Below are 22604 nucleotides of genomic sequence, written 5' to 3'. Positions count from 1 at the left end.
CCATGTATGATGTACAGAAAATCCGCGCGGACTTTCCGATTCTTTCGCGTGAAGTAAACGGAAAACCGCTGACCTATCTGGATAACGGCGCTTCGGCGCAGAAGCCGCAGGTGGTGATCGACGCGGTGACTCGCGCCTATGCTGAGGAATATTCAAACGTACACCGTGGATTGCACTATCTGTCCAATCTGGCGACCGAGAAGTACGAGTCGGTGCGCGGCACGATTGCGAAGTTTCTGGGCGCTTCAGATGAGGATGAGATTGTTCTGAATTCTGGTACGACCGAAGGGATTAACCTCGTCGCTTACGGTTGGGCCATGCCGCGTCTTCAGGCAGGGGATGAGATCGTGCTGAGCGTGATGGAGCATCACGCCAACATCGTCCCCTGGCATTTTCTGCGCGAACGGCAGGGGGTTGTCCTGAAATGGGTTGACGTGGATGCCGAAGGTGGGCTGGACCCACAGGCTGTCATTGACGCCATTGGCCCCAAGACCAAACTGGTTGCCGTCACTCAATGTTCCAACGTTTTAGGCACCGTTGTGGACGTCAAAGCGATCACCGAAGGGGCCCATGCCAAAGGTGTTCCGGTTCTGGTCGATGGCAGCCAGGGTTCGGTACATATGCCGGTCAATATTCGGGACATCGGTTGCGACTTTTATGCGATTACGGGTCACAAGCTCTACGGTCCCTCCGGGTCCGGTGCGATCTACATCAAATCCGACCGCATGGCTGAAATGCGCCCCTTCATCGGGGGCGGTGACATGATCAAAGAGGTCAGCAAGGATCAGGTGATCTACAATGATCCGCCGATGAAGTTCGAGGCCGGAACACCGGGTATTGTGCAAACTATCGGACTGGGCGTGGCGCTGGATTACATGATGGACTTGGGGATGGAGAACATTGCCGCCCACGAAGCTGGTCTGCGCGACTATGCGATGGAGCGGTTGACGGGCCTCAACTGGTTGCAGGTTCAGGGCACCCGTGCTGACAAGGCCGCCATTTTCAGCTTTACGCTGGACGGGGCAGGGCATGCGCATGATGTATCGACCATTCTGGACAAGAAAGGCGTTGCGGTGCGCGCAGGCCACCATTGCGCCGGTCCGTTGATGGATTTCTACGGGGTCACTGCCACCTGCCGGGCGAGCTTTGGGCTCTATAACACCAAGGATGAGGTCGACACATTGATCGACGCGCTGGAACTGGCGCATGATCTCTTTGCGTGAAACCTGTCTGTTCCGGGTGGATTTGCAGTTGCACCCGGATCGGAACAAGGTTAGCTAACGGCCAAGGCACCTGTAGCTCAGCTGGATAGAGCGCTGCCCTCCGAAGGCAGAGGCCAGAGGTTCGAATCCTCTCAGGTGCGCCAAACTTTTCAAACGCTTAGCTGAAACTGACCGTTAAAATTCGGTTTTTTACAGTCAGGATTTGTGAACACTCGCGATGAATCCGCTTCTAAATCTTCCTATTCGAGCCTAAGCAACCCTAGTCGAACCTAGCTAAAATTAGATTTGCTATGAATGCCCCACGGGGCCTTTCAATTCCAGTTCAGTCGGCAAGGGATGGTCAGGCGGTTCAACGCCGTGCTTGTTCAGCCATTCAAAGACCGCGCTCCAGTCGTCCTGCACCGAAGGCGGGCTGCGGTATTGGCGCAGAGATTCCAGTTTGCATCGAAGGTCATAAGGGATGGTTTGGGGCCATTTACGCATGGCGAATGTTCTACAGGCGTTCTCATTCCGGTCAATTAAAAATAGGCGCTCTTTGAATCCGTCCGTCTATTTGGTGCCTTCCAGCTTTTCCAACCGGGCAGCTATTTCCCTTAGCCGCCGCTCCACCTCGTCTGCCCGCATGTAGCCGGTCGCCCCTTGATCGTTAACCAACGCCTCCAAAGCCTCCGAGAACATCGGATCGTCGTGCAGACGAGCGTTTACGCGGCGCATCAGATCGCGGTGTTCGGCATCGATCCGCATGGAAGTGGTTTGTCTGGGCATAGTCCGTCCTCAAGCTGACGTTGCGTTACGTGTTACGTTTTGTAGTGCCATTGGCTTGCATGTAGGAATGGCATGCCTATCTGTCCATCGCAACACGTAACGTAACACGTAACGGAGCACGGACATGAAACTTGCACTGGTTAGTTTGGGATCGATCTGCACCTGCTTCGCTCTCTACGTTTTTGCCACGACGGCTGACATGGTGACGACTTTAAGCGCGGTGTTTGGAGAGTCGCCTGACCTGATCACCTTGCTGCAGGGAACGGTAACGCCGGCACCCACGAGCATCCTTGGAGGGTTGTTCTTTGGCGGCGTGTTTTTCACAGCAGCTAACTTTGTAGATCAGAGGACACAGACATGAAAACTGAAAGCAAAAACCCGCACGGCACAGCCGTGTACGAAGAACCGTTTGGGGGCGCTTGCGAATTTGGCGGCTGGATCGCGGTCGCAGGCTGGATAAACCTGCTAATCTTCGGAGCAGGATTTCTGGGCGCCATTTTTCTTCTGGTTAACGCAGATGCCAACCTGAACAGCTATTACGGCAGCGATTTGGGGCTGGGCTACATGCAACTCGCCGGGGCTTTTGCGACCGGTCTTACGACGGCAATCACTTGCACCGTTATCGGGCTGCTGACGCGCATCGCCAAGGAGGTGGCTCGCCCATGAAACTCCGTGACAAATTGAACGCTGCCGTGATGGTAGCCATCCCAACCATCCTGCTCGCCGCTGGCGCAGCCAACGCCGAGCCGGAGATAGACATTGTAAAACCAGTGTGGTTCTGCACCGCCGACCAGATAGCCAATAAGTGGGAACTCGGAATGACGTGGGAGGAGTTCAAAGTCGATCCCGATGTTGACTTCGAACTGCGGGCTTCCGCCGAAAACATTGTGGACAGCGTTGCAGCCATCATGGCGCTGCTTTTTCTGGAGACGGACGACAAATTGGATGCAGGCAAGGCACTGCTTGCCAACGCTGATCCCGACATTGATCCGGAAAAGATCAGCCTCGTCATGACGACCATAGACGAGTGCTGGGAGACGATGCAGCTAGACCCCACGCAGCTACAGTGACAGCGGCTACATGAGCCGCACCAACTGCTGCTGATCGGAGACTGACAGGTTTTCCATGAAGGCCGGGGTTGCTCTGTCCACGCGCGCGGCCTGCGGCGTCCTGCTGGCAATCCCGAAACCCAATTTACCCGCCAGAGTAAATCCGCTTTTCAGCGGCACCGTGGCCCGGCTCATCCGGGGCCACGTCCCGATCCTAGCACAGCACCCCGAAAAAATCGCCACACAGCGCCGCAAGGGTGTTTTCCGGCGCTACCGGCCCCGGCGCGCGCTTTTCGCGCGTGACGGTCGAACGTGGCGGCGCAGCGGGCCTTTTTCAGCCACCCGTTCCATTACAACCGTCTCCAACAGGACAACCACCTCGCGCTCATCGCGGCCAGTGACGGCATTCACCCAGATTGCGGCGGTTCGGATACTGCCAAGGCCGAGAAGGTTGCCTCCCCTTTGGTCGGTCGTCTCGGCGCTGACTGAGCAAGGACCAAAGCCTCCACCAGATCGAGGCAGGCGAGGTAGTCCACAGGTTCCTGCCGGGCTTCAAGATTGGCAATGAGATCGTCCAGCACCGGTGTCGCGATCACTGCAACCGGCGTCTCGGCATCGCGAATGGCCTGTAGTTGCGCGCGTTCGAGAAATCGTTGGCGCGAAAGTGCCCGACCATTGGGTGCGGGATCAGGTTATCGAGGCGACTGGAAGTGCCGAAAGAAATCTCTCAGTGCCAGGAAAATGAGAGAGGCCACAGGCCGAATGGATGTGCAGGACTTTCAAATTACAGTATGTGTTGCCAATAGATGCAATTTTTTCTGGCAGGTAAACAATTGACGCAAATTAATCTTCGTCCGACGCAGAAGAGCACTAGCTGGGTCGAGAGCATTGTTTGGCTTGGAAAAACGCTCACGAGGGAACTCCCGTTTTGCGAGCTCGTGTAATGCTTTTCGGTTCGGATCAGGGCGAACGCACGAGGTTGTATGCGGGTGCTTGGACTGCGGCGCTTTATGTTGTCGCGATGTCGGGCCTGTTGCTATTCCCGCTGGTGGTGGGTGGTTATGAAATGTCGGGAGACTCGGCGGCATTCATGTGGTGGACAACACATCTGTCGCTCGCGCTTGTGGGGGAAATCCCATTCAACGCCAACATCGGCGCTGAGAAAAATCTATTCTTCTCACTACCCGCTGCTATTGTGGCCGCGCTGACCGGCCTCAGGTCGGTTGAAACCTATGTTATCACGTATTGGGTCATCTGCTGGTGCCCGTTGCCGTTTCTCTACGCCGGGCTCGTTGGGATCTTCCGAATTCCGGATACGTTCGACTGGATGACAGGTTGTGTGCTGGCGAGCCTGCCGCTCATCGTAATCTCGACGCTTGGGTACTTTACTGATATCGCAGCCTTCACGGCTGTGTTGGCGGGCGCAGTTGCCCTCGGGCACGGCCTGCGCCGGAATAACACAATTCTGATCGCGCTCGGACTTTTTTTTGTAATGTGCGGAGTTACGACTCGCCTCTCAAATGCTCCGTACTTTGCGTGCTGCGGCGTTCTGTTTCTATGGCTGATGCGTGCCGAATTGATTCACAATTGGCTGCGTTTTCTAACCGGATTTGGGATTGCGCTTCTGACCTACGTCCCCATCGCACTTGCTCTGGATGTCCCCGAAACTACGCGGAACCTTATTGCGCTGCGCGCAGAGCTGGGTGCTACAATCTGGGCCTATGATAACTACGGTTCTGATTTCGGAGTCGATAACGTCGTCGCCAAGCGCTTCAACACCTTCATTTTGTGGAATCTTGAACTCTACTGGCCCTTACTCTGCTTGTGGGCAGTTCAGTGGTACTTGAGCTTTGTCCACCGCGACTTGAGATCACTGGCCTTCCATGCTGTCACCACGTCAACTATGGTCGGGTTGACCTTGCTGTTGGCCTTTGTGGCAATCGAGAATCCTCGCTACCTTCTCCCTATGGCATTGTTGCCAATCCTCGCTCTTGCCTCCTCAAATACGGATGAAAGGGCACGACGGCAGCCGACAGGATTTGCTGCAATGCTTGCATCACTTCTCATTCGATTGCGTTTGCAATACGCGGCAGTCTTGGCTGGCGTATTGTTCTTGTGGCAGGCTGTACCGCTCATCCAAATGACAGCACAGTCAGCACGCTACGACTGGTACTTGCCTGCACGAAGTTTCCTGTTGCTCGGGTCTACACCGGTAATGCAAATGGTTCTCGACCAAGTTGAAACTCAGACACCATCCGAAGCGCCCAGGGTTTTGGTCTCTCCCATGGTGCTAACCACACCCAGGGCGTCGCAGCTGTCTAACTGGCAACTGGCTCATCGCGACATGAGTGGTCTGCGTGCCGAGCAAGCGGCGCGCTTCCGCACGCCGCTCATCGTACCAAGATCCACTGCCGCGCCGCCAATCGCGGCACTGACCGCCGAGGGCGAACTGGCAGCACTTTCTACCGCAGAGCTTCTTCTGCTTACGAATCCGGCAGATCCGGATGAGCTGAAAAACTACAGTCATGCGATGTCTACAACGGTGGCTGAGGCCATGCGTAAGGTGAAGCAAGCTGGACAGATGTCCGAGATGGGGCTGGCGCCGATCTCCAGGATCGCCCTGCCATCCGAGAGTCCCGACACGCATGAGACTATTCTGCTTGAAGTGGTCGATGCGGACCGTTGGCACAATTGGCTGATCATGGTGGGTTGCCCGGTGCTCGACGGGCTTGACGTCCGGACACCTCGCTGCGGAAGCCTTAAACTAGGTCCAGATAAGGTCAAACTCGAGGTCGATGAGCGCACTTATCTGAGTTCAGCCAGTGTGGCATTTAACCTTGATGGCACGCCCCACATTTCAATACAGACGGAAGGAATCGAGTTGGGCACAACGCATCTTGTCTTTGTCCACGCGTTGCCAGACGACCTATCCTATGCGTGCCCCTTCATCGCGAAAAGTGCTCCAGCACCAGGACATGATAATCAGGTCGCGTTCAGAGTGACCGAGACCGAGGCCACGATGTTAACTACATGCAACTATACGATCCGACTTGGCATTTACCACACTCAAAACGACACGCATGAATTCTGGCGGACGGGATCGTAGAACCAGTAGTGTCGAGAATTGTAGATTTGGTGGCAGTATCCATTCCTTTAGGCTAATAATTCTGACGATACGTTCCAAGCCATCTCCTCACCACGGCAGAACGGTTAGGCTGTCTGTCGCTAGGGACAGCAGGTCGCCTTTGACAGAACCGTCGATCTCGCCGGTGGCCAGTACCCGCGCAACAGCACCCATTTCTGTCGCCGTTTTGTCCAGCGCAGGAATGACGTCATCCATCGCGTCGAGCGCGCTGTGCATCATTTCCAGATCGGCCAACGGGGAGGAGCTCTTGCCCATCTTGTTACGCAGGCGCTTTGCGAAGTTGACGGCTTCCTTGCCGATCTGCGCGGAGATTTTGCGGGAAAGTGAAATTTGCGACCCGTTCTCAAACTGGACTGCGGGTGGCGCTGGGAGGTGCTATAGCACGGGGCCTTTTCCTTTTCGCTTTCGACCGTGGACCAATTCCACGCGTGAACACGAAAAGACTGCCCCAATAATCAATTGGTCGGCTAGGGGCAGTGGCACTAACATGCTGTATTTATTGGCTAAGTGTCAATGGCACGATGTATGGCAGAACGCTGCATCGATACGACATTGAGTGTCGCGATCCGGGGCTGTGGGGCAGGCTGTGCGATGCGACCCGAGTTTTCAGAGGGATCGGTTCCGTCTTCGGAGCATCCGAACATGGTATGAAAACCGCCCGTTTCACCCAGCCGCCTTTGCCTCGGCCTCCGCCATGCGCTTGAGTTCCGCATCGGACTTGCCTCGTAGGTGGGCCACCTCGGACTGAACCTTTCGAAAGATCGGCGGAAGGAAACCACCGAGCAGCGAGATAGCCATCGTTCCTTCCTTACCAACGCTCTGGGCCATCGTTTTCCAGCAGTAGTCGTACAACAGCCGTTTTGATGCTGGGCCGGGGCAGAGGTCAAAACGCGGCTCGCCACCCAGAATCCGCACCAGTTCGGCGTCCGTCATGGGAGACACGCCGCTCATTGGATCAAGCCCCGCAGGTGTTTAGGTAGGCCATTTTTCGCGTCGCCGTTAGGCTTGGACAGAGGTTCGTGATACTGCCGAGGCCGGTTGTTGATCAGGTTGCGCGGATCGATAGCCAAGTGAAGGTGTAGCGCCCGCGCCAGCGCCATGCGTCGGCGGCTAAGATCACCTTCGATGGACACCAGCGGGTTCTCTTGCGGAGTGCCATCCTTGCTTTTGATTAGAACGCCGAGGCTGTCCATCTGCTCCTGAATAATCAGGATTTGAACCTGAACTCTGGCGTATTCAGCGATGACGGCTGTGTCCGTTGAAAGCCAGTCATCCGGCATTCGGGTCTGCCAAACGCGGTCGGCGACAGCCAGAACCCTCTCCCGGTGATCGGTATCGATGGGCAATGCGACCAAGTCCGTCGGCCATGGAAAATTACCCATTCGGGCTTGCGCGCGTTCCTGTTCTGCTGCGATACTGTCACTACGTTTACGTCTACCAGCCATTCTCGTCCTCACCTGCTGTTAGTTGCAAATGTAGCCGCCAAAATTTTACAATAGCAAATCAGCGAGACTACCCCCGTCGGTCGACCGCCTTCGCGAGAATTTCGACCGTCCCCCCCTGCAAAGGCTGTTCGAGACTGGATCGCCGCCGTTGGCGCCAAGACGGCTTACATCGAACCTGGCAGCCCGTGGGAGAACGCATACTGCGAATGCTTCAATGGCAGGTTTAGGGACGAGTGACTCAACGGTGAGATCTTCTACAACTTGCGCGAAGCGCAAATTCTGATCGAGCAATGGAGGAAACACTACAACACAAATCGCCTTCACAGTGCACTTTCTATCGCCCGCCAGCGTCCGACACCACATCCCGATGGATCACAGGCCGATGATGCACTAACAATCATCTTTGACCCGTCTAATGGGGCTGCTCACTAGGCCACACTATTTTTGTTTTCTAACGGTGTTTTCCGTGTTCGATTTTGCAATCGTGAAAAATTGCTTTCAGACCCTTTTCAGCGGTCTTCAGTGCGTTCAGCATGTCCTGCTTGATATGTTCCCGGTCCCGGTCGGCCAGCGCGAGGTCCAATGAACCGTTTTCATCGGAATGCAGTGTCGCGCGAATCTGGTGATAAAGCCGAACAAGTTCGGTTTCGATGAGGGGTTCAACCCTGCCCGTTTTTTCCATCTCATGTTCCTTTTATGGGCCAGCCGTTTAGTCGGCGTGCTAGGCTGGATATAGGCGGAGAGGCGTCGAGCGCTCAAGCCCTTGGGCGTAGAATGTGGCATTCAGGCCAAAGGGTAAGATTGACCCGAATTTGTGCCGGGAGCATTGAGATTGGCAGTTACGCGAAGCAAGTTGGCGAAGTCTCACAATCGGTCTGTTCACTCTGGTAACACATACAGATGAATCGACTTAAATTAGAGTTTGGACATCATGCTTAAGAAAATTGCCTTGGTATGCGCAGCGTATGTCGTTCTGACTGCTTGTGACGTATCCACGATGGGAACCGGAACAAACCTGCAAGATGCCGGTTGGCTTCTCGTCGCTAAGAATGATGCACAAAGTGAATTCTACATCCGAAAAGCGGAAGGGGTTCCGGGCAACGTCTATTGGGAAACAATTCGCACTAGCCAGAGTGAGTTCGTATATCAGCGTGAGTATGATTGCAGAAACAAGCGGTATCGCGATCTGACAGCGGCTGTTGAACGCACTAAGGGATTGCAGCTGGGCAATCAAAATAAAGAATGGGCGCCGATCTCATCGCTTATTCCGGACAGCTCTCCCGCATACATTGCTGATATGATTTGTAGTGGTCGGATTGTTCCTATCGCGGGCTGATGAAATAGTCGCACTTTTTCATAGCCTCAGAAACTCCCGATAAGCTTGAGAAACAGGTAGTTAAAATTGTCCGGCGCTTCATCGCTAATCATTTTGAGCAATGGCGTTGCGAAACAGTTCAAAGTGTTCGGCATTCATTTCCGCTGTGATTGACGGTTGCGGATTGGTCATTGTTTGCCCATTCACAAACGTGTGGCTGTTCGACCCATCCACAGAACGGGCAGTGCAACCGCCCGGCTGGTCCGTACCTCTTCCAAAAACAATGAGTTTCAAAATGGTCAGGGTCATAAACGCCACCAGCGAAGCTTTTCGGTCGGCCAAAATTGTTTTTTGGGGTCATGTTGCGTCCCATTCAGTTTAGTTACAGACGCAACGATACCCCAAACCGTTAAATTTACAGTGTTGCAGTGCCACATTGTAAAAGGCGGGTCTGGCATTAGGTTTTTCCCTTCCAATAGAGTTGGTTAACGATGTTTTTCAGTTCGGGCCTTCTGGGCATGGGTAAGGTTTTTTCTACGGCGTGTTTGTATATACATTCGATCACGCTGGCCCATGCGTTTGCAGCGGCGACTCGTTCTTCCAAGCGTTCAGACAGGCTGTAGGCGGCGAGGACTTGGCTGGTGGTGGAGATCGCGACGTGGTTCAGCATGCGGTCCAGAACATCCCGTGGCAGGCCGAGAGCGCAGCCCTCCGTCACCATTGATTTTCTAAAGGCGTGGATTCTGGCCCAGCCCGGCGAAGTACCGCGGTGCAGTGGTGTCGCCCGATTGGCGTTACAGAAGGTTATGAGGCCACGCTTTTGATGTTGGTCGATACGACCGCCGGTACGGCTTGCGAACAGCGGCGCATTTCCGTCCGTGCGGTCACCCACGGCATCCGTGACGACCTTTAGGGTGAACGGCGGGAGAGGGATCATTAGGCCCGCGCCGTTTTTCGTGAGGGGAGGTGGCAAGGTCACCATGTCGGCGCTCGGATCGAAGTGGCCGACGTTTGCCGCCATTGTTTCGCCCGACCGGCACCCGGTTAATACTAAGAACAGCAGGAACCGTTGCTCCCATTCGGCTAACTGGTCAAACGCTCTGAACAGCGTGAACAGGTCGACTAGGGTAAACCAATTCGGGTCGAGTGATCGGGCTGGGCGCTTAATACCCGCCGTCGGGTTGTGGTCCACCAATTCGACTTGTTTTCCGTAGTTGAAGACGGCGCTCAGGTTGTCGAGCGCATTGCGCAGCGTTGGTCCCTTTTCCTGCCGGATTAGGTTTGCGATTGGCTTAATGTGGTCTCGGCTAATGAACCGAGCATCGTGTCCCAGCAGGGGCTGGAACGTGCGTCTGACGATATTGGCGCGGTGCCGGGCGGTCGCCGTGCCGTTGTTTGCTTGCCATTCGTCCACGAGATCGCCCAGAGAATGCCCGTAAGGGGCCTGTCGTGGGGTTATGGGTGCAATACCCTGCTGGACCCGCTCTCGGTTAGCTGTGTGCGCGTCTATGGCTTTTTCAACGCTCATCAACGGCCAGTACCCTAGCCGCAAACGTTTCTCGCGTCCGTCGAGGTAGTAGCGCCCCTGCCAGCTATGGGATCGGCGACCCACCCTCAGATACAGGCCGGGCATGTTCGCTGCCGTCACCAAGCCGGTCTGGATTTTCTCGGCCATGCGCCCGACCTGGCTCCGGAGCGCGTCGTCCGTCATTTGGCCGATGCGGAATACAGGATCACTCATTCGGCAGCTTCCACCGAAGCTGGCGTCCAGCCCTCGTTGTTCAAAGCCACCTGCAACGGTTCCTCATACGGCCCCAAACTTGGAACCGGGATCGACGTTCCGGGCTAACACGGTTTGAGGTTGTTCATTAACCTGAATGCCACAGAGGTCCAAGATTCATTCCCTCTGACGTCGGTGCCTATCTCGGTCTCGTCAGACTCTCGGTCCTCCTTTTCTCTATTAATTATTCCTTCTTTCTTTGTGATTCCGCATTTCGCGGATTTTCATTCCGCGTTTCGTGGATTTCTGAAATCTCCTGTTTTGCGGGTTTTTTTGGGGTAAATTCCGCATTTCGCGGATTTTCTAAAAATCCCTGTTTCGCGGATTTTGCGAGTATTGAAAGTTGCAATGGATCGACGCGGTATTTTTGGCCGCTGCGAATAATCAACCCGGTCTGCTCCAAGGCCAGCAAGCCGCGAGTGACGGCGTTTTTGTCCAATGCCCATTCTGTGACCAGATCACCGGCACGGATGTTGTGCCAGTAATACGGCGCTAATTGCGCTCGGAATAGAAGCGGCTGGAATATGAGTTTGGCGGCGGCTTGACCCTGGAATCCGCTACAGAGGGGTTTGTGGTATTGCAGGAGGTCCATTTGAGGCTTTTTGCCCATTCCGTCAGGCTTTCTTTTGTGGAGAGCCACGGCTAATCTACACACGGTTATTAGGTAAATTGGCCGGGTCTCCCGGTTTGACCTTTGAAACGCGTCGCCCCTTCAGCGGCGCGTTTCGCTTTTGCTGGTTGGCAACTCCTCCTTGTTCGCCCCGAGGCGTTGCCGTGCTTGGTCAATCTTCTGATAGGTTAGGCTGCGGTCTCCGCCTCGCGCGCCGCTTTTCCCCGCCGCTTTCCTTCCCTAATTTTCTCATTCGGCACAGCGGCGTCGCGCGCTTCTTTGAGGTCTTGAGCCGTGACGCGGATTTGCCCGGTGGCCTGTGCCATGAACCACGCGTCGAGATAGCCAATGTCGACCATTCGCCGGTTGCCCAAAAAGAATGTCTGTGGGCCTTTTTCACATCGCGCGATCTCGTTTGCCTTGTTTTTCTTGATCCCGCGACGGTTCATTTCCTCAACGTATGGCACCGCTTTACCGCTTGGCTTCGCTCCCGCTATGATGGCTGGCATCGCTCAAATCCCCCATGGTTTCGATTCAATTTCAATCTAGGGTTACCCGGCAAAAGTTAAATCATAAGAGTTAAATTTACAAACAATTGAACGCGCATATTGAACAAATAGTGTTTACCTCTTAGTCATTTCGTATAGACCCGGATCAATCCGAAACGGTTAAGGACGAGGTAACCGATGAACACGAAAAAAATTTCGCAGCCTGAAACGAAGGCAGAAGCGCGGAAGGCAGTGGACGCCGCAATCCCGCCATTTCACAACTTGATCGGTCAGGTCCAGTTGCTGAAAGAGAATCCTGAGTTGGCAAAGAACCTGCCACCGGAAAAACTCCTGAAGCATCTGGTGGACCTGAGCGACGCAGCACAGACGCTGGCAGGAAATCAATCGCGCCTTATCACCCTACTTGAAGCACCGAGAAAGACGGTTGGTCTTGTTTACTCCGACGTTGCCAAGTTGAGCGAATGGATCAAAGAGCAAACGGGAAAGCAGCCCACACAACGAGAATTGGCTGAACACTTCGATGTGTCGCCAGCGCGAATTAACCAAATTCTGAACAAGGAACGACCGACATGAACATCAGAAGCCAAACTGGCCGGTCGCGGTTAGAAGTCCGCTCTGCGCCTTACTACGAGACTGTCGCTGAAAACGTGGCGCTCGGAGTGTACGTCGGCAAAAAAGGGATGACTTGGAAAGGCCGCGTGGAGAACCTTGGGAACGGGAAGAGATTTGTCTACGAGACTTTTGCTCCATGCGCGCCAGAGCGCGACGGTATCGGGTACGAAGAAGCGCTGCTCAAGGTATTGGGCTGGGCAAAGCAAAAACGCGCTGAAATGGCCGCTAAGGAAAAACGGCGGGGCGAACCAACCGTTCGTTCCTGTGCCGATGCTTGGCTGGCAAAAATGAAACGAAACAAGGGAAAGCGCGTGTCCGAGAAGTCTATCCTCGGTTGGGCTGGGCGTGCAGCAAACTCTGCGAGTTCCTCGGCGATGACACACCGCTGAGCCAGATCACCGTCGACATGGTCAACGAGTGGGCCGGGCGACCAAAAGAGCGCGCCGACAAGGAAACGGGATCGACCGAGAGAGGCGGGGAGGGTTTCAACAGAGAAATGGGCCACGTCAAAGCGGTCCTCACAGCCGGTGCGGCGGAGTACCATGGGCCTCGCGCATGGGAAAAGGCTCAGAAGATTCCAAAAGGGGAGTTGGCGCACCGAAAAGCTGATGCGGATGAGTTAGATGGAATTGCATTGTCGGTGCCGGAGATCGAGGCGGTCATCGGGACGTCTACCAACATCGGTTTCGCGCGATTTGCGCAAGCGATGTTCCTGACGCTGCAGCGCGTTCAATCCTTGAGGATGGCCGACGTTCGGGACTTTGATGCCGACCGAGCGGAGTTGACACTCAGGTACGGAAAGAACGCAGCAAAGAAAGACACGCCGCTCGTCATCCCGTTGTTTGCGGACGCGGTTGAGTTCTTTCAGGGGTTGGTTGCAGGACGGTCTCGCTGGGCTCCATTGATCACGGACACAGAAGGAAACAGGCTAGAGCAAGACTTCCAACGATACCCAATGAAGTGGGCTGTGAAGAAAGTCGGGCTTCCGAAGGAGGCGACCTTGTACGCGATCCGGCGTGGCGCGATCACCCACGCGGTAGAATCGCAGGCGACGGACCTTCTGACGATCTCGCAGATGAGCGATGTAGACCCAAACCTGATCCTGAAACACTATTTTAAGCGCACCGAAAAACTTGGACGTCTGGCTAACCTGAATACCGGTTCTGTGGCGCAGCTTCGCGTCGTAGAGTAAGCGCCTCTTAGCAGTCCTTAAGGCTCATGGCCGACACTCGCTGCTATCTGAAGCAAAGTCCGCTTTCTGCGCGTTTCTGTAATTGGGGCAACGCGCAGCATCGGTCAAAGTGGGCTCGAAACAGCCATTCGCTACAGCTTGCATGAATGTCCGCTCTGCGGACTTAGCTGCCGGATGCTGATGCAGCAAACATCGCGCGCCCTCACCAACCAGATCGCAAAAATACTCGCGGCAATGCAGCGCGATTTCCCGAAAGCGGACGTCCAAATCACGCAAATCGACCGAAATCCAATCCGGACATTAGCTACGCTCCAGTTCTATGTCTCACATGCGGACACACCGGAAATTCGTAAATGGCTGGATTCCGCAGCCTACTCGATCAGCATGTGGATCTCAGCACTTACATCGGAGTTGCAAAATCCTGTTCTTCGGCCAAAGCTCGGAAACTACCTTAGTAGAGTAGAAGGAGACCCCATGGCTAATCTGGGCACACGTCAGATCAGGACGCGCGACGACATAGCTGAGTTCGAAGCCGAGATGACGCTCGACGAACGGTTGCCCGAGCAAAGCATCTTGGAGGTCTTTGAAAACAGTGCTGAGCGTGATCCCGATGCTGTTGCACTGACGATGTTGATGACCGGAGCACCAGATGAGCAGCCTCGTCGTGTCACCTACGGCCAGCTACTTGGGCAGATCCGGCGCGCAGCAAATCTTTTTGCCGAGATTGGAGGGGAGGCACCGGGCGTGGCGTATATGTTGCCCGCTTTGGTTGAAACACACGCCACGCTTTGGGGCGCAGAAACGGCTGGATACGCTGTGCCCATAAACTTTCTTTTGCAGCCTGAGAGCATAGCAGAGCTTATCAAAGCGTCGGGGGCGAAAATCCTCGTTACTCTTGGCCCACACCCACAACTCGACATCTGGCAGAAAGCTTTGGCATTGAGGGAGCAAATCCCGGACCTCGTGCTGGTACGCGTTTCTCCCCCGGGTACGCCTGCTGAAGCCGGGGTGATTGACCTCATCGAGGCATTGTCTGACCAACCACAGGATCACCTGGCATTTGGGAAGGCCCGGAGCGGTTCTGATCTGGCGGCCTATTTTCACACCGGGGGTACAACGGACGTTCCAAAGCTTGTTGCACACACGCATCGCAGTCAATTGGTTGCAGCTTTCGGGGGCGCAGCTATGTGTGGTTTTCGTTCGGATGATGTTTTTACGGCCACGTTCCCGCTTTTCCACGTCGCCGGCACGATTGTGGGCGGGCTCAGCTGTTTCATGGCAGGCGTAGAGCTGCTTGTGATGACGCCCGCGGGTTTGCGTAATCCATCGGTGGTCGAAAGCTTCTGGCGGCTTGTCGCAGATCACAAAGTCACGATTGTCGGAGGTGTTCCAACCGCGATTGGGGCGATCCTGCAGACACCGATTGGTGATAATGACGTCTCGGGCGTGCGGGCGGGTGCAACCGGCGCATCACTGCTTCCACCCGCCGTCGGGCAACGCTTCAAGGAGGTCACGGGCTGCACTTTGTTCGAAATTCTTGGCATGACAGAAGCGTCCGGACTGATCAGTATCGACCCACTGGGTGGTTCTGGCACTGCGGGCTCAGTGGGTTGGGCGTTGCCATACACAAGTGTCGACGTTCTGAAGCTGGAAAGCGATGGCCGTCTGGGAGAGGAATGCGAGGTCGGCGAAATTGGTGTAATTGCAATTACAGGCTCCCACGTGTCTCCAGGATACAGCGAGCCGAGCTTCAACACTGGGGTATTCGACGAGGGTGTCCTAAACTCGGGCGACTTGGGATACAAAGACGCTGATGGCTGCCTGTACGTTGCTGGCCGTTCGAAAGACCTCATTATTAGAAGCGGTCATAATATAGATCCGGCCATGATCGAAAACGCGATGAGCACCCATCCCGCTGTCGCGTTGGCCGCTGCGGTCGGGATGCCTGATCCTTATGCCGGAGAACTGCCCATGTGCTTTGTTCAGGTTCACACACCGGATGATGTTACGGTCGAGGAACTCATGGAACATGCTCGGCAGACCATCGACGAAAGACCGGCATGGCCCAAAATCATTGAAATTGTTGATGAGATCCCCCTGACGTCCGTGGGCAAGATTTTCAAACCCAGCCTGCGATGCGATGCTGCAAAGCTGGTCGTGACAAATCTGCTTTGTGACGAACTTCAGGTGTCTGATGCCGATGTGCAGGTGGAGGCTGGAGGGCCACGCGGGCTTTGCGTGACGGTGAAACTGAATGATGCAAACACGACGTCCGAACCTCTTGTTGAGCAAAAGCTCAAGGATTTCCTGTTCGAGACGCGCATTGTGGGAGGATCGTAAAACGCGCTCGTCCTCGCTGCGCGAGTTTCCGATCGCAAAATTTATTGCGCCGCGGACGCCCATTGTGCGAGCCTCTTAAACGATCGTATTGTTCGGGGAGGGCAAAATGGCGGTTCCGTTGGGTGTGATATCGGTCTTCGTCGGTCTGGCAATATGGGCGGGTCTGGCTGTTCATGCGGTCATGAAGAGAAAGTTCGTGCCCGTACTTCTCTTTGGCATTCTGCTGATGCTGTACTTGAACGCCGGATACGTCATTTACGGCCCCGCGGCCTCCATAGCTAACTTTGTCGGTATCTATGACGTCTTGATCAATTTGGGACTGAGCGATCCGGTGAGTGCCGCTGCCGTCTCCACGTGCCCCGACAATTCCTGCTCTGTCTGGGGCAACACATTCACAAACCATCCTGCGTGGGGCGTTGCCTTTTATGATCGTTTTGCGAATGGACCAGAGCTGAGATCGGCTCTGCTGCTTGGGCATGTCGTCTGCAATTCCATTGTTTTTGTGCTGATGCACGTACAAATGTTCTTTCCCGGTGGGCGGGGGGCGAACCACGCGATCCTTGGGCGCATCAGCTTTGGGATACTGACAGTTGGTGTTGGTTGCGCTGCGATACTCGCGGCCCAACACGGTCCTGTTGGAGAGTACGGCGGGGCCCTGTCGACATGGGGCTTTTTCTCAATGTCTATCTTCGTCTATGCCGCCGCTGTTATGGGAATACTGGCAATAAGACGACAGGATACAGCCCAGCACCGTATCTGGATGTGGCGCTTTGTTGGTTCGATGTGGGGATCATTCTGGTTGTTTCGTGTTCTACTTTTTGTCATCGATCCGCTGTTTCGCGACATCGAAGCCCTCGCGATCCAGATTTGCATTTGGGGATCGGCGCCGGCAGGCATTTTGATTGCTGAGATGGTTCGAAGACGAGTCGATGAACGGGATGAAATCGCACCAGTCGTAGCTGAATAGGCTTTTTTGCATCATCAGATTCACGTATGGCGATCCATAAGCACCATTCGAGACGGTCTCAAAAAGAGGCTGCTTAGGGCTCTGAGCGGTTGGCGAACCAGGATTGTCCCAACGACAGCTTCCGAAATCTGAATGTCAGCGCATTGGGCGAAGACGCTGAAAACGCCCGGTCATCTCGACGATTGCAATGCCTGCTTTCGGGAGCAGTCCGCAGTTCGAACCGCTGCGGTGCCGCAAGTCCGCTTCGAGCCCAATCTGTCTTATGCTGGGGAACAGCCGAATGTCCGCTTTTCTCCCAGGTGACCATCACGGCACGCGCCATTGCAATAACCTTAAGTCAGCGTGGAATAAACCTCGGCAACTCGCTGAAAGGTCCAAAAGCAGGCGATAGCCGCACATCCACCGGCCAAGCCCACTCGTAGGGACATCCACAAACTGGAGTTCACGCGCCGACACATTACCAAGGCAGGCCAGAGTACAAGAACAATTGCAACTTGGCCAAGCTCGACGCCAAGATTGAATGCAAGCAGGCTTTGCCAGATGTTTGGGGATGTAACCTGCAAAATCTTGTGCAACACAAAGCTAAACCCAAGCCCGTGCAAGAGACCAATCATCGTTGTCAGAAGCACCATCGTGATCTCAGAACGCGCGTTGTCCTTGAAACTCATAAACGCCGCTGCGGCTGCAAAAATGATAGAAAGCGCGATTCCGGTTTCAACGGCAGGAACAAACCAAGCGCCCGATGGCACAAACCCAAAAAACCCCAGCGACAGCGTTACGCTATGCCCAACGGTAAAGCCAGTCGCACGCAACAATAGTGCCCTGAGTGTCTGCGCTCCAATGACCAAACACACAACAAACAAAACATGATCCAACCCTTCGAGGATATGTCGTATACCTTCCCAGACAAAACTCAGGAATCCTCCATACCCCTCTTGCTGAACCACCAATGGTTCAGTCATCAGGCCCCGAGATCGGAATATCTGCGGTGTGTCCGACGCGTAGTCGAGAATGAGGTTGGCCGTTTGATCCTGATCCGGCAAGCCGGGGTCCAGCACGTTGGCAATGCTGTATGATTGGACCGGGCCGTCAGTGTCATAATGCAGGACGAGATCGACAATTGTGTCACCAACAAAAAGCGGTGGCAGGAGGGCCGTTTCGGTGTCCACGGCCTGTTGAGCTTCGGCCAAAGTTGCAAATCCGGGCTCATTTCCAACGCGATGCAAGCGAACGGACTTAACTGTTCCTCTTAGGCGCTGATTGTCGACCAACAGATGCAACCCACCTTCGGCGAATTGCCCCAGCCCATTGGGATCGTTCATGACAGCTTGCAAGTCGACAAAGTGGACCAACTGACCGTCGCTCATGGCATTGGTCGTGAATGGTGCAGCTTCCGGCAAGGCATCACCATTCTGATCACCGACCTTATCTGCAACCAGATAAGGCATAGGCGTGCGCATGTAGATACGTAGGCCGTCTTCGGAATGCTCGACATGCGAAATTCGAACGTTGAGGTTTAGTAAAAAATGCGCCGAGGCTGACAGCGTCAGTGACAAAAGCACTCCGACAAACAGAGCGCCGAAAGCAAAAACCTTTGGTCTTAAACGCTCATGCATTTGGATCTCGGGCCTCGATTACAGTTAATCCATCCAGCTTCCATTGCCCTGACTCAGGTATGACCTCGGCCAGCACCCGAAACGTAACGGCGCGTATATGGGCGTGTCCCCAATGACCGCCTTGTGCTTTCACTGTCCATTTGGTCAGGGCACTAAATCCTCCCGGCTTGAGGGTCGGGTTAATACGCTCCAATTTCAGGTCGCTGATATCGGTAACTGTAGCAAGATTGCCTCCTGGCGTTCGGATCACGAGACCACGTTCCACCTCTGTTGCGATGTCGCCCAGAGACGCTGCCGTCACAATGTGGGCCAGCTCTGCCTTTCTTGCTGCCGGCGAAACTTCCAGAGTCACCGTGTTCAAGTTTTCGACCATCGAGCGCAGTATATCTTCCGCAACCTGTTGCTCAGGGGGCTCGGGCTTATTCCAGGGTAATTCCGGCAAATATCCCGAAAATACAAACGTTGCCGAAGCAGCGGCAACCATAGTCACGCAACTGGTACGCTTTGCGACTTTGCCTCTGGCTAGCAGGAGAAAACAGAGTGAGGCGGCACTGATAATCCCGGCGATCAAAGCCACGGCCGGGTTCTGCCGTTTCTGCTGTTCAACTGGAATCTGAGTAACAGATGCTCTTTGGTATTGGAGTAGGTGGTTCTGCCAGTGAAACTGGGGGTCCGCTGGTGTCACAGCTCCAAAGAATGGCCCGGCGATATCGTTTGAAATGGTCGCAACGCGGGAAATTTCCTCGTCAAACATATCCCATGTGACCGTCACCTGATCGGGAAGGTCTGCCGATGAGAACGACAGGATAGCTCCGATAAACGCATTGTTCACAGACACTTCCTTTCCAGGCTCGACAACCTGATAACCCTGCGATGTTAGCTCCAGGAGTTTTGCTGTAGCGTTTGACGGTTGCACTAATTTGCCATCAATTGTCACCGGGTTACGAGACGCCAGGAAGGACGCCGCCTCGTTTACGATCAAGGCGCTGCGCTGTGGCGAAAGCATTTGACCCACTTCCGTGGTTTCATCAATCCAAGGCGCTAGTTCACGCAAGCGGATCAGTGTTTCATGACGAACTTCACGAGGTTCGATGTAAAGAAAGGTGGATGTCCCGTCCTGCGCTTTTCGATTCAGGCTTTCAGCAGAAAAGCGGCTATCCCACGGATCAGGCCAGTGAATCTTTAACTCTGCTGGCTTTGACAAGAAGCTGAAATCCGTGACCGGAACCTCACGGTCAAAAACCTGCATCCCGATAGTCGCCAGTGGTTCACCAAGCCGCGATGGCGGCACTATAGTCAGCTCCTTGGGAACTAAGTTTTGAAACGGAAAGAACACTTCCGCGAATAAAACGCGCGGATCTTTTGGCGGGCTGGGAACAACTTGCCCCGAGAATGGATCGCGCTGACCTGCAAGCGGCGCGGCCCGGTCTATGCGCGTTCGGTATTCCACCTTTCTGATATCAGCGTTTAGGACCCGTTCGTCGCCTGCAACAATCGAAAGCGCCCGGCTTTCGGCTTGCGCATAACCTTGATTGGTATCTTGTTCAGCCTCCGGCTCACCCCCGACGAAATCTGATGACCATCCTATTGGCAACATATCCGCAAAAAACGGAATATCTTCGACATAGATCTCAAGGTCGACGTAGACCCCATCCTCTTTGACATGAAGGACAGCAATATTGGGGGCAACTTCTGAACCGTTTGTCAGAACGACATCTGCTGAAACGGCCAATGCACCCGAGACCATCACGCTCAGCATCAGGAATAGTCGGCACAGATACCGCCAAATTAGAATTTTGTTCACCCCTGAACGTTAATTTTCCGGCATTGGCGGTGGCGTGTAACCATCCCATTTGCCGGCTTGAACCTTTTCAGAAGGCTCTTTTTCTTTTGAACGCGGTGCATTGATGTATTCGTCGCTCACAGCTGGTGGCAGAGCATATTCGTCAACACTCGCTTCCCGAACAACGATCTGATCCTTAGTTACGTTTATCACCTGTAGATCTCGCGCCAGCGTGAGCGGTCCATCGTATGTCGAACGGACACCTTCCAGGATTGCCTGATAGTTTTCGGGCGAAAGAACAGAGTGATACCCTAGGGCCATGCGTGGCTTGACAGCGGACATAACTTTGCCGAAAGCCGCAGGTTCCGTATGAACGCGCGTAGCTACATAAGTCGCCTGTTTCATATCCCAGCCAAAGTAGGGGGCTAGCGCATCCGGTGGTAGAAACGCCTCGTGAGAAGCGAGGTCCGCCCCTTTGGCATATTCTACATACCATTTGTTAGGGTATGTATCGCCACCAAAGACGTATTTCAGCCCATTCCATTCCAGAGAATAACTTACCGAGCCATCTAGACTGTGGATCGCAGGCCAAGAACGGATAGTTACGTCGTTCTCCTGATAAACGATCTCGTTTTCCTGCATGTAATCGAATTCAGTGACTTCAAGCTTGGCGCCATCATCCGGCAGCGCCCCCGTACGTGTGGCCAAATCCCAAGCATAGGCTTTAGACATGCCCTCAACATAGGCTTTGGTGCCCAGTTCATCTTCTGATCCGGACGGGCCGAAGATGCGGAGCGGTGTATATCTGCCCGAAAGCCAACCTCCAACGTGGAGGCCCATGAAGTCTCCAACGTGATCAACATGCAAATGGCTGAAGAAGACCTTGTCGATCTTTGCGAAGTCCGGTCGCAGCGAGAACAGGTTTCCCGTTGCGCCAGTTCCTACGTCAAACAGAAAGACGTCCCCATTCCCAAGTTCCACATAAAACGAAATCGAGACGGCTGCCTTGGTTTGGTTTGGCATACCCGTCCCCAATGCCGTGATACGCATTTCATCCGTGCCAAGGATTTCAGTGTTGGGAAAGTATGACGCTGGATAAACACCATTTTCTATTGCAGAAGCAGTTCGACCAGTCGGCAGCGCATTTTGCGCTGAAGCGGTGCCAGCCAACGACAAACCCAAAGCCAATAGTGCGCCAGTCGTGGAATTCATAATGCTTTTCATTGATCCCCCCATTTCTGCATGGCGTTTCTGAGAGCACGATGTCGTGAACTCCCAGTTGCCCATAGACTCCTCTACGGTACGACCATAGACTACTCTATGTCAAATAATGAATGCTATAATCTGAATGTCAGAAACTGCCACCCGAGCCTCACCCAAAAACGCCGCGACCAAGGAAGACTGGATATTGCTGGCCTACAAAGTCCTCAACGAGGGTGGCGTTTCCGCGATAAAAGTCGTGCCAATGGCAAAGCGACTGAACCTGACAAGCGGTAGCTTTTACTGGCATTTCAAGAACGTCCGAGAGCTTTTGGATGAGGTTCTCAGATATTGGGAGCAGGAACTGACTGACAAAGTGATCGCACAGGCAAAGACATTTGGCGGTCCCCCGGAAGACCGCATTCTTCTTCTTATGAAAAAGGTCATAGAAGAGGACGCCGCCTTGCCGGATCACGCTGTCTCAGTGTGGGCGAACACCGATGAGAAGGTGAAAGAATCGTATCAAAGAACCATCGGCAAACGGTTCCACTTCGCCGCCTGGATGTTTGAACAGGCCGGGTTTTCGAAAGAAGAAGCGAAAGCGCGCGGAAGACTGATGGTGACTTCGCTAATGGGAGACTCTTCGACCGGTCTGAAAACGCAAGGCGATTGGGAAAAGGTTATAGAACGGGAACACGCAATTCTTGTCGGAAAGTAGAAGATAGAACAAGAAAGTTGCCCGGCATTGTAAGCTTGCTCGAAACGGACAGACAATTTTTAATTGCCCTGTAGAAACAGCTCACGCAACAATGCCAGAAGCCGACGTTCAGTCTGTGACCATCAAGGTCCGCTTCGTCCGCAACTCGGACATCCGCATAGTCATTTTCGCTGAGTTTGGGCTGAATGTCTGCTTTTCTCACTGCGGCACGGCTAACCATTTTGGCGTTCGCGTTGCTGCACTTGCGAACTTTAGCGCAGGACCGCTTCCGGTTTGGGCTGATGTCGTTGAAAAACTCTTCCTTGATTGAGAGGCAAGCTGCTGATTCAATTCTC

Annotated in this window: 26 protein-coding genes, 1 tRNA gene and 1 pseudogene; 14 read left to right on the top strand and 14 right to left on the bottom strand. The window is 54.2% G+C overall.

Features of this window, described 5'->3' with window-relative positions; genetic code table 11:
• Window positions 1–2 precede the first annotated feature (2 nt).
• The gene (locus tag GOV80_RS00145; RefSeq protein ID WP_170782404.1) at window positions 3–1223 is read left to right on the top strand and encodes a cysteine desulfurase; all 1221 of its coding nucleotides are present in this window, start codon (window positions 3–5) and stop codon (window positions 1221–1223) included.
• Between the two features lie 66 nt (window positions 1224–1289).
• Window positions 1290–1366, top strand: a tRNA-Arg gene (locus GOV80_RS00140).
• A gap of 145 nt (window positions 1367–1511) precedes the next feature.
• On the opposite strand, the gene GOV80_RS00135 is transcribed toward GOV80_RS00140, so the two are convergent.
• The gene (locus tag GOV80_RS00135) at window positions 1512–1706 is read right to left on the bottom strand and encodes a hypothetical protein (protein ID WP_170782402.1); all 195 of its coding nucleotides are present in this window, start codon (window positions 1704–1706) and stop codon (window positions 1512–1514) included.
• Between the two features lie 66 nt (window positions 1707–1772).
• Complete coding sequence (locus GOV80_RS00130; RefSeq protein ID WP_170782401.1) at window positions 1773–1988, bottom strand: hypothetical protein; 216 nt, start codon at window positions 1986–1988, stop codon at window positions 1773–1775.
• 124 nt (window positions 1989–2112) lie between these two features.
• Here GOV80_RS00130 and GOV80_RS00125 point away from each other — a divergent pair, with 124 nt between their 5' ends.
• Genes GOV80_RS00125 through GOV80_RS00115 form a run of 3 tightly spaced genes read left to right on the top strand, consistent with a single transcriptional unit; the run spans window position 2113 to window position 3058 of the window.
• Complete coding sequence (locus tag GOV80_RS00125) at window positions 2113–2349, top strand: hypothetical protein (protein ID WP_170782400.1); 237 nt, start codon at window positions 2113–2115, stop codon at window positions 2347–2349.
• Window positions 2346–2654, top strand: coding sequence for a hypothetical protein (locus GOV80_RS00120; protein ID WP_170782399.1), 309 nt, complete (start codon window positions 2346–2348; stop codon window positions 2652–2654). Before GOV80_RS00125 ends, GOV80_RS00120 begins: the two co-directional genes overlap by 4 nt.
• Window positions 2651–3058, top strand: a complete 408-nt coding sequence (locus GOV80_RS00115) for a hypothetical protein (protein ID WP_170782398.1) — start codon at window positions 2651–2653, stop codon at window positions 3056–3058. The genes GOV80_RS00120 and GOV80_RS00115 overlap by 4 nt, the downstream gene beginning before the upstream one ends.
• 6 nt (window positions 3059–3064) lie before the next feature.
• Here the strand turns inward: GOV80_RS00115 and GOV80_RS00110 are convergent, their stop codons facing one another.
• Entirely contained in the window at window positions 3065–3232 is a 168-nt protein-coding gene (locus tag GOV80_RS00110) for a hypothetical protein (protein WP_170782397.1), read from the bottom strand.
• Between the two features lie 748 nt (window positions 3233–3980).
• Between GOV80_RS00110 and GOV80_RS00105 the strand changes: the two genes are divergently transcribed.
• Window positions 3981–6143, top strand: coding sequence for a hypothetical protein (locus GOV80_RS00105; RefSeq protein WP_170782396.1), 2163 nt, complete (start codon window positions 3981–3983; stop codon window positions 6141–6143).
• Window positions 6144–6230: 87 nt separating this feature from the next.
• Here GOV80_RS00105 and GOV80_RS00100 read toward each other — a convergent pair whose 3' ends face one another.
• The 3 genes from GOV80_RS00100 to GOV80_RS00090 form a co-directional block, all read right to left on the bottom strand.
• The gene (locus GOV80_RS00100; RefSeq protein ID WP_170782395.1) at window positions 6231–6437 is read right to left on the bottom strand and encodes a hypothetical protein; all 207 of its coding nucleotides are present in this window, start codon (window positions 6435–6437) and stop codon (window positions 6231–6233) included.
• Window positions 6438–6845: 408 nt separating this feature from the next.
• The gene (locus GOV80_RS00095; RefSeq protein ID WP_170782394.1) at window positions 6846–7133 is read right to left on the bottom strand and encodes a hypothetical protein; all 288 of its coding nucleotides are present in this window, start codon (window positions 7131–7133) and stop codon (window positions 6846–6848) included.
• Window positions 7130–7627, bottom strand: coding sequence for a hypothetical protein (locus tag GOV80_RS00090; protein ID WP_170782393.1), 498 nt, complete (start codon window positions 7625–7627; stop codon window positions 7130–7132). The genes GOV80_RS00095 and GOV80_RS00090 overlap by 4 nt, the downstream gene beginning before the upstream one ends.
• 117 nt (window positions 7628–7744) lie before the next feature.
• On the opposite strand from GOV80_RS00090, the pseudogene GOV80_RS00085 reads away from it, so the two are divergent.
• Window positions 7745–8021, top strand: a pseudogene (locus tag GOV80_RS00085) (integrase core domain-containing protein); the annotation flags it as partial.
• 57 nt (window positions 8022–8078) lie between these two features.
• Here the strand turns inward: GOV80_RS00085 and GOV80_RS00080 are convergent.
• Window positions 8079–8309, bottom strand: a complete 231-nt coding sequence (locus GOV80_RS00080; protein ID WP_170782392.1) for a hypothetical protein — start codon at window positions 8307–8309, stop codon at window positions 8079–8081.
• A 249-nt stretch (window positions 8310–8558) separates the two neighbouring features.
• Here GOV80_RS00080 and GOV80_RS00075 point away from each other — a divergent pair, with 249 nt between their 5' ends.
• Window positions 8559–8963, top strand: a complete 405-nt coding sequence (locus GOV80_RS00075) for a hypothetical protein (RefSeq protein WP_170782391.1) — start codon at window positions 8559–8561, stop codon at window positions 8961–8963.
• A gap of 84 nt (window positions 8964–9047) precedes the next feature.
• On the opposite strand, the gene GOV80_RS00070 is transcribed toward GOV80_RS00075, so the two are convergent.
• From GOV80_RS00070 to GOV80_RS00055, 4 genes are all read right to left on the bottom strand, one after another.
• Complete coding sequence (locus tag GOV80_RS00070) at window positions 9048–9251, bottom strand: hypothetical protein (RefSeq protein ID WP_170782390.1); 204 nt, start codon at window positions 9249–9251, stop codon at window positions 9048–9050.
• Between the two features lie 148 nt (window positions 9252–9399).
• Complete coding sequence (locus GOV80_RS00065) at window positions 9400–10683, bottom strand: tyrosine-type recombinase/integrase (RefSeq protein ID WP_170782389.1); 1284 nt, start codon at window positions 10681–10683, stop codon at window positions 9400–9402.
• Between the two features lie 223 nt (window positions 10684–10906).
• Window positions 10907–11332, bottom strand: coding sequence for a hypothetical protein (locus tag GOV80_RS00060; RefSeq protein WP_170782388.1), 426 nt, complete (start codon window positions 11330–11332; stop codon window positions 10907–10909).
• Between the two features lie 188 nt (window positions 11333–11520).
• On the bottom strand, window positions 11521–11841 hold the full coding sequence (locus GOV80_RS00055; RefSeq protein WP_170782387.1) for a hypothetical protein: 321 nt from the start codon (window positions 11839–11841) through the stop codon (window positions 11521–11523).
• A 177-nt stretch (window positions 11842–12018) separates the two neighbouring features.
• On the opposite strand from GOV80_RS00055, the gene GOV80_RS00050 reads away from it, so the two are divergent.
• From GOV80_RS00050 to GOV80_RS00030, 5 genes are all read left to right on the top strand, one after another.
• Window positions 12019–12414, top strand: a complete 396-nt coding sequence (locus GOV80_RS00050) for a hypothetical protein (RefSeq protein ID WP_170782386.1) — start codon at window positions 12019–12021, stop codon at window positions 12412–12414.
• Entirely contained in the window at window positions 12411–12842 is a 432-nt protein-coding gene (locus GOV80_RS00045) for a hypothetical protein (protein WP_170782385.1), read from the top strand. The genes GOV80_RS00050 and GOV80_RS00045 overlap by 4 nt, the downstream gene beginning before the upstream one ends.
• Complete coding sequence (locus GOV80_RS00040) at window positions 12788–13645, top strand: site-specific integrase (RefSeq protein WP_170782384.1); 858 nt, start codon at window positions 12788–12790, stop codon at window positions 13643–13645. Before GOV80_RS00045 ends, GOV80_RS00040 begins: the two co-directional genes overlap by 55 nt.
• A gap of 174 nt (window positions 13646–13819) precedes the next feature.
• A complete protein-coding gene (locus GOV80_RS00035; protein WP_237215586.1) occupies window positions 13820–15985 on the top strand; it encodes an AMP-binding protein in 2166 nt (721 codons plus the stop codon).
• A 106-nt stretch (window positions 15986–16091) separates the two neighbouring features.
• Complete coding sequence (locus tag GOV80_RS00030) at window positions 16092–16952, top strand: DUF2306 domain-containing protein (RefSeq protein ID WP_170782383.1); 861 nt, start codon at window positions 16092–16094, stop codon at window positions 16950–16952.
• A 332-nt stretch (window positions 16953–17284) separates the two neighbouring features.
• On the opposite strand, the gene GOV80_RS00025 is transcribed toward GOV80_RS00030, so the two are convergent.
• From GOV80_RS00025 to gntH, 3 genes are read right to left on the bottom strand one after another with little or no spacing between them, the layout of a single operon-like run.
• The gene (locus tag GOV80_RS00025; RefSeq protein WP_170782382.1) at window positions 17285–18508 is read right to left on the bottom strand and encodes a HupE/UreJ family protein; all 1224 of its coding nucleotides are present in this window, start codon (window positions 18506–18508) and stop codon (window positions 17285–17287) included.
• 52 nt (window positions 18509–18560) lie between these two features.
• Window positions 18561–20327, bottom strand: a complete 1767-nt coding sequence (locus tag GOV80_RS00020; protein ID WP_170782381.1) for a hypothetical protein — start codon at window positions 20325–20327, stop codon at window positions 18561–18563.
• Between the two features lie 54 nt (window positions 20328–20381).
• Window positions 20382–21575, bottom strand: a complete 1194-nt coding sequence (gene gntH, locus GOV80_RS00015) for a guanitoxin biosynthesis MBL fold metallo-hydrolase GntH (protein WP_170782380.1) — start codon at window positions 21573–21575, stop codon at window positions 20382–20384.
• Window positions 21576–21699: 124 nt separating this feature from the next.
• On the opposite strand from gntH, the gene GOV80_RS00010 reads away from it, so the two are divergent.
• Window positions 21700–22269, top strand: coding sequence for a TetR/AcrR family transcriptional regulator (locus tag GOV80_RS00010; RefSeq protein WP_170773681.1), 570 nt, complete (start codon window positions 21700–21702; stop codon window positions 22267–22269).
• The last annotated feature ends 335 nt before the right edge of the window (window positions 22270–22604 follow it).

The sequence above is a fragment of the Ruegeria lacuscaerulensis genome (assembly GCF_013034685.1).
Lineage (GTDB): Bacteria > Pseudomonadota > Alphaproteobacteria > Rhodobacterales > Rhodobacteraceae > Ruegeria > Ruegeria lacuscaerulensis_B.
Note: the sequence above shows the minus strand (reverse complement) of the source record. Positions and strands in the feature narration are given on the sequence as shown.

Excerpts from the sequence above, each read along its gene's own strand:
- GOV80_RS00145 (WP_170782404.1), top strand. The coding sequence starts at position 3 with ATGTATGATGTACAGAAAATCCGCGCGGACTTTCCGATTCTTTCGCGT.
- GOV80_RS00135 (WP_170782402.1), bottom strand. The coding sequence starts at position 1,706 with ATGCGTAAATGGCCCCAAACCATCCCTTATGACCTTCGATGCAAACTG.
- GOV80_RS00130 (WP_170782401.1), bottom strand. The coding sequence starts at position 1,988 with ATGCCCAGACAAACCACTTCCATGCGGATCGATGCCGAACACCGCGAT.
- GOV80_RS00125 (WP_170782400.1), top strand. The coding sequence starts at position 2,113 with ATGAAACTTGCACTGGTTAGTTTGGGATCGATCTGCACCTGCTTCGCT.
- GOV80_RS00120 (WP_170782399.1), top strand. The coding sequence starts at position 2,346 with ATGAAAACTGAAAGCAAAAACCCGCACGGCACAGCCGTGTACGAAGAA.
- GOV80_RS00115 (WP_170782398.1), top strand. The coding sequence starts at position 2,651 with ATGAAACTCCGTGACAAATTGAACGCTGCCGTGATGGTAGCCATCCCA.
- GOV80_RS00110 (WP_170782397.1), bottom strand. The coding sequence starts at position 3,232 with ATGAGCCGGGCCACGGTGCCGCTGAAAAGCGGATTTACTCTGGCGGGT.
- GOV80_RS00105 (WP_170782396.1), top strand. The coding sequence starts at position 3,981 with ATGCTTTTCGGTTCGGATCAGGGCGAACGCACGAGGTTGTATGCGGGT.
- GOV80_RS00100 (WP_170782395.1), bottom strand. The coding sequence starts at position 6,437 with ATGGGCAAGAGCTCCTCCCCGTTGGCCGATCTGGAAATGATGCACAGC.
- GOV80_RS00095 (WP_170782394.1), bottom strand. The coding sequence starts at position 7,133 with ATGAGCGGCGTGTCTCCCATGACGGACGCCGAACTGGTGCGGATTCTG.
- GOV80_RS00090 (WP_170782393.1), bottom strand. The coding sequence starts at position 7,627 with ATGGCTGGTAGACGTAAACGTAGTGACAGTATCGCAGCAGAACAGGAA.
- GOV80_RS00080 (WP_170782392.1), bottom strand. The coding sequence starts at position 8,309 with ATGGAAAAAACGGGCAGGGTTGAACCCCTCATCGAAACCGAACTTGTT.
- GOV80_RS00075 (WP_170782391.1), top strand. The coding sequence starts at position 8,559 with ATGCTTAAGAAAATTGCCTTGGTATGCGCAGCGTATGTCGTTCTGACT.
- GOV80_RS00070 (WP_170782390.1), bottom strand. The coding sequence starts at position 9,251 with ATGACCCTGACCATTTTGAAACTCATTGTTTTTGGAAGAGGTACGGAC.
- GOV80_RS00065 (WP_170782389.1), bottom strand. The coding sequence starts at position 10,683 with ATGAGTGATCCTGTATTCCGCATCGGCCAAATGACGGACGACGCGCTC.
- GOV80_RS00060 (WP_170782388.1), bottom strand. The coding sequence starts at position 11,332 with ATGGGCAAAAAGCCTCAAATGGACCTCCTGCAATACCACAAACCCCTC.
- GOV80_RS00055 (WP_170782387.1), bottom strand. The coding sequence starts at position 11,841 with ATGCCAGCCATCATAGCGGGAGCGAAGCCAAGCGGTAAAGCGGTGCCA.
- GOV80_RS00050 (WP_170782386.1), top strand. The coding sequence starts at position 12,019 with ATGAACACGAAAAAAATTTCGCAGCCTGAAACGAAGGCAGAAGCGCGG.
- GOV80_RS00045 (WP_170782385.1), top strand. The coding sequence starts at position 12,411 with ATGAACATCAGAAGCCAAACTGGCCGGTCGCGGTTAGAAGTCCGCTCT.
- GOV80_RS00035 (WP_237215586.1), top strand. The coding sequence starts at position 13,820 with ATGCTGATGCAGCAAACATCGCGCGCCCTCACCAACCAGATCGCAAAA.
- GOV80_RS00030 (WP_170782383.1), top strand. The coding sequence starts at position 16,092 with ATGGCGGTTCCGTTGGGTGTGATATCGGTCTTCGTCGGTCTGGCAATA.
- GOV80_RS00020 (WP_170782381.1), bottom strand. The coding sequence starts at position 20,327 with ATGCTGAGCGTGATGGTCTCGGGTGCATTGGCCGTTTCAGCAGATGTC.
- gntH (WP_170782380.1), bottom strand. The coding sequence starts at position 21,575 with ATGAAAAGCATTATGAATTCCACGACTGGCGCACTATTGGCTTTGGGT.
- GOV80_RS00010 (WP_170773681.1), top strand. The coding sequence starts at position 21,700 with ATGTCAGAAACTGCCACCCGAGCCTCACCCAAAAACGCCGCGACCAAG.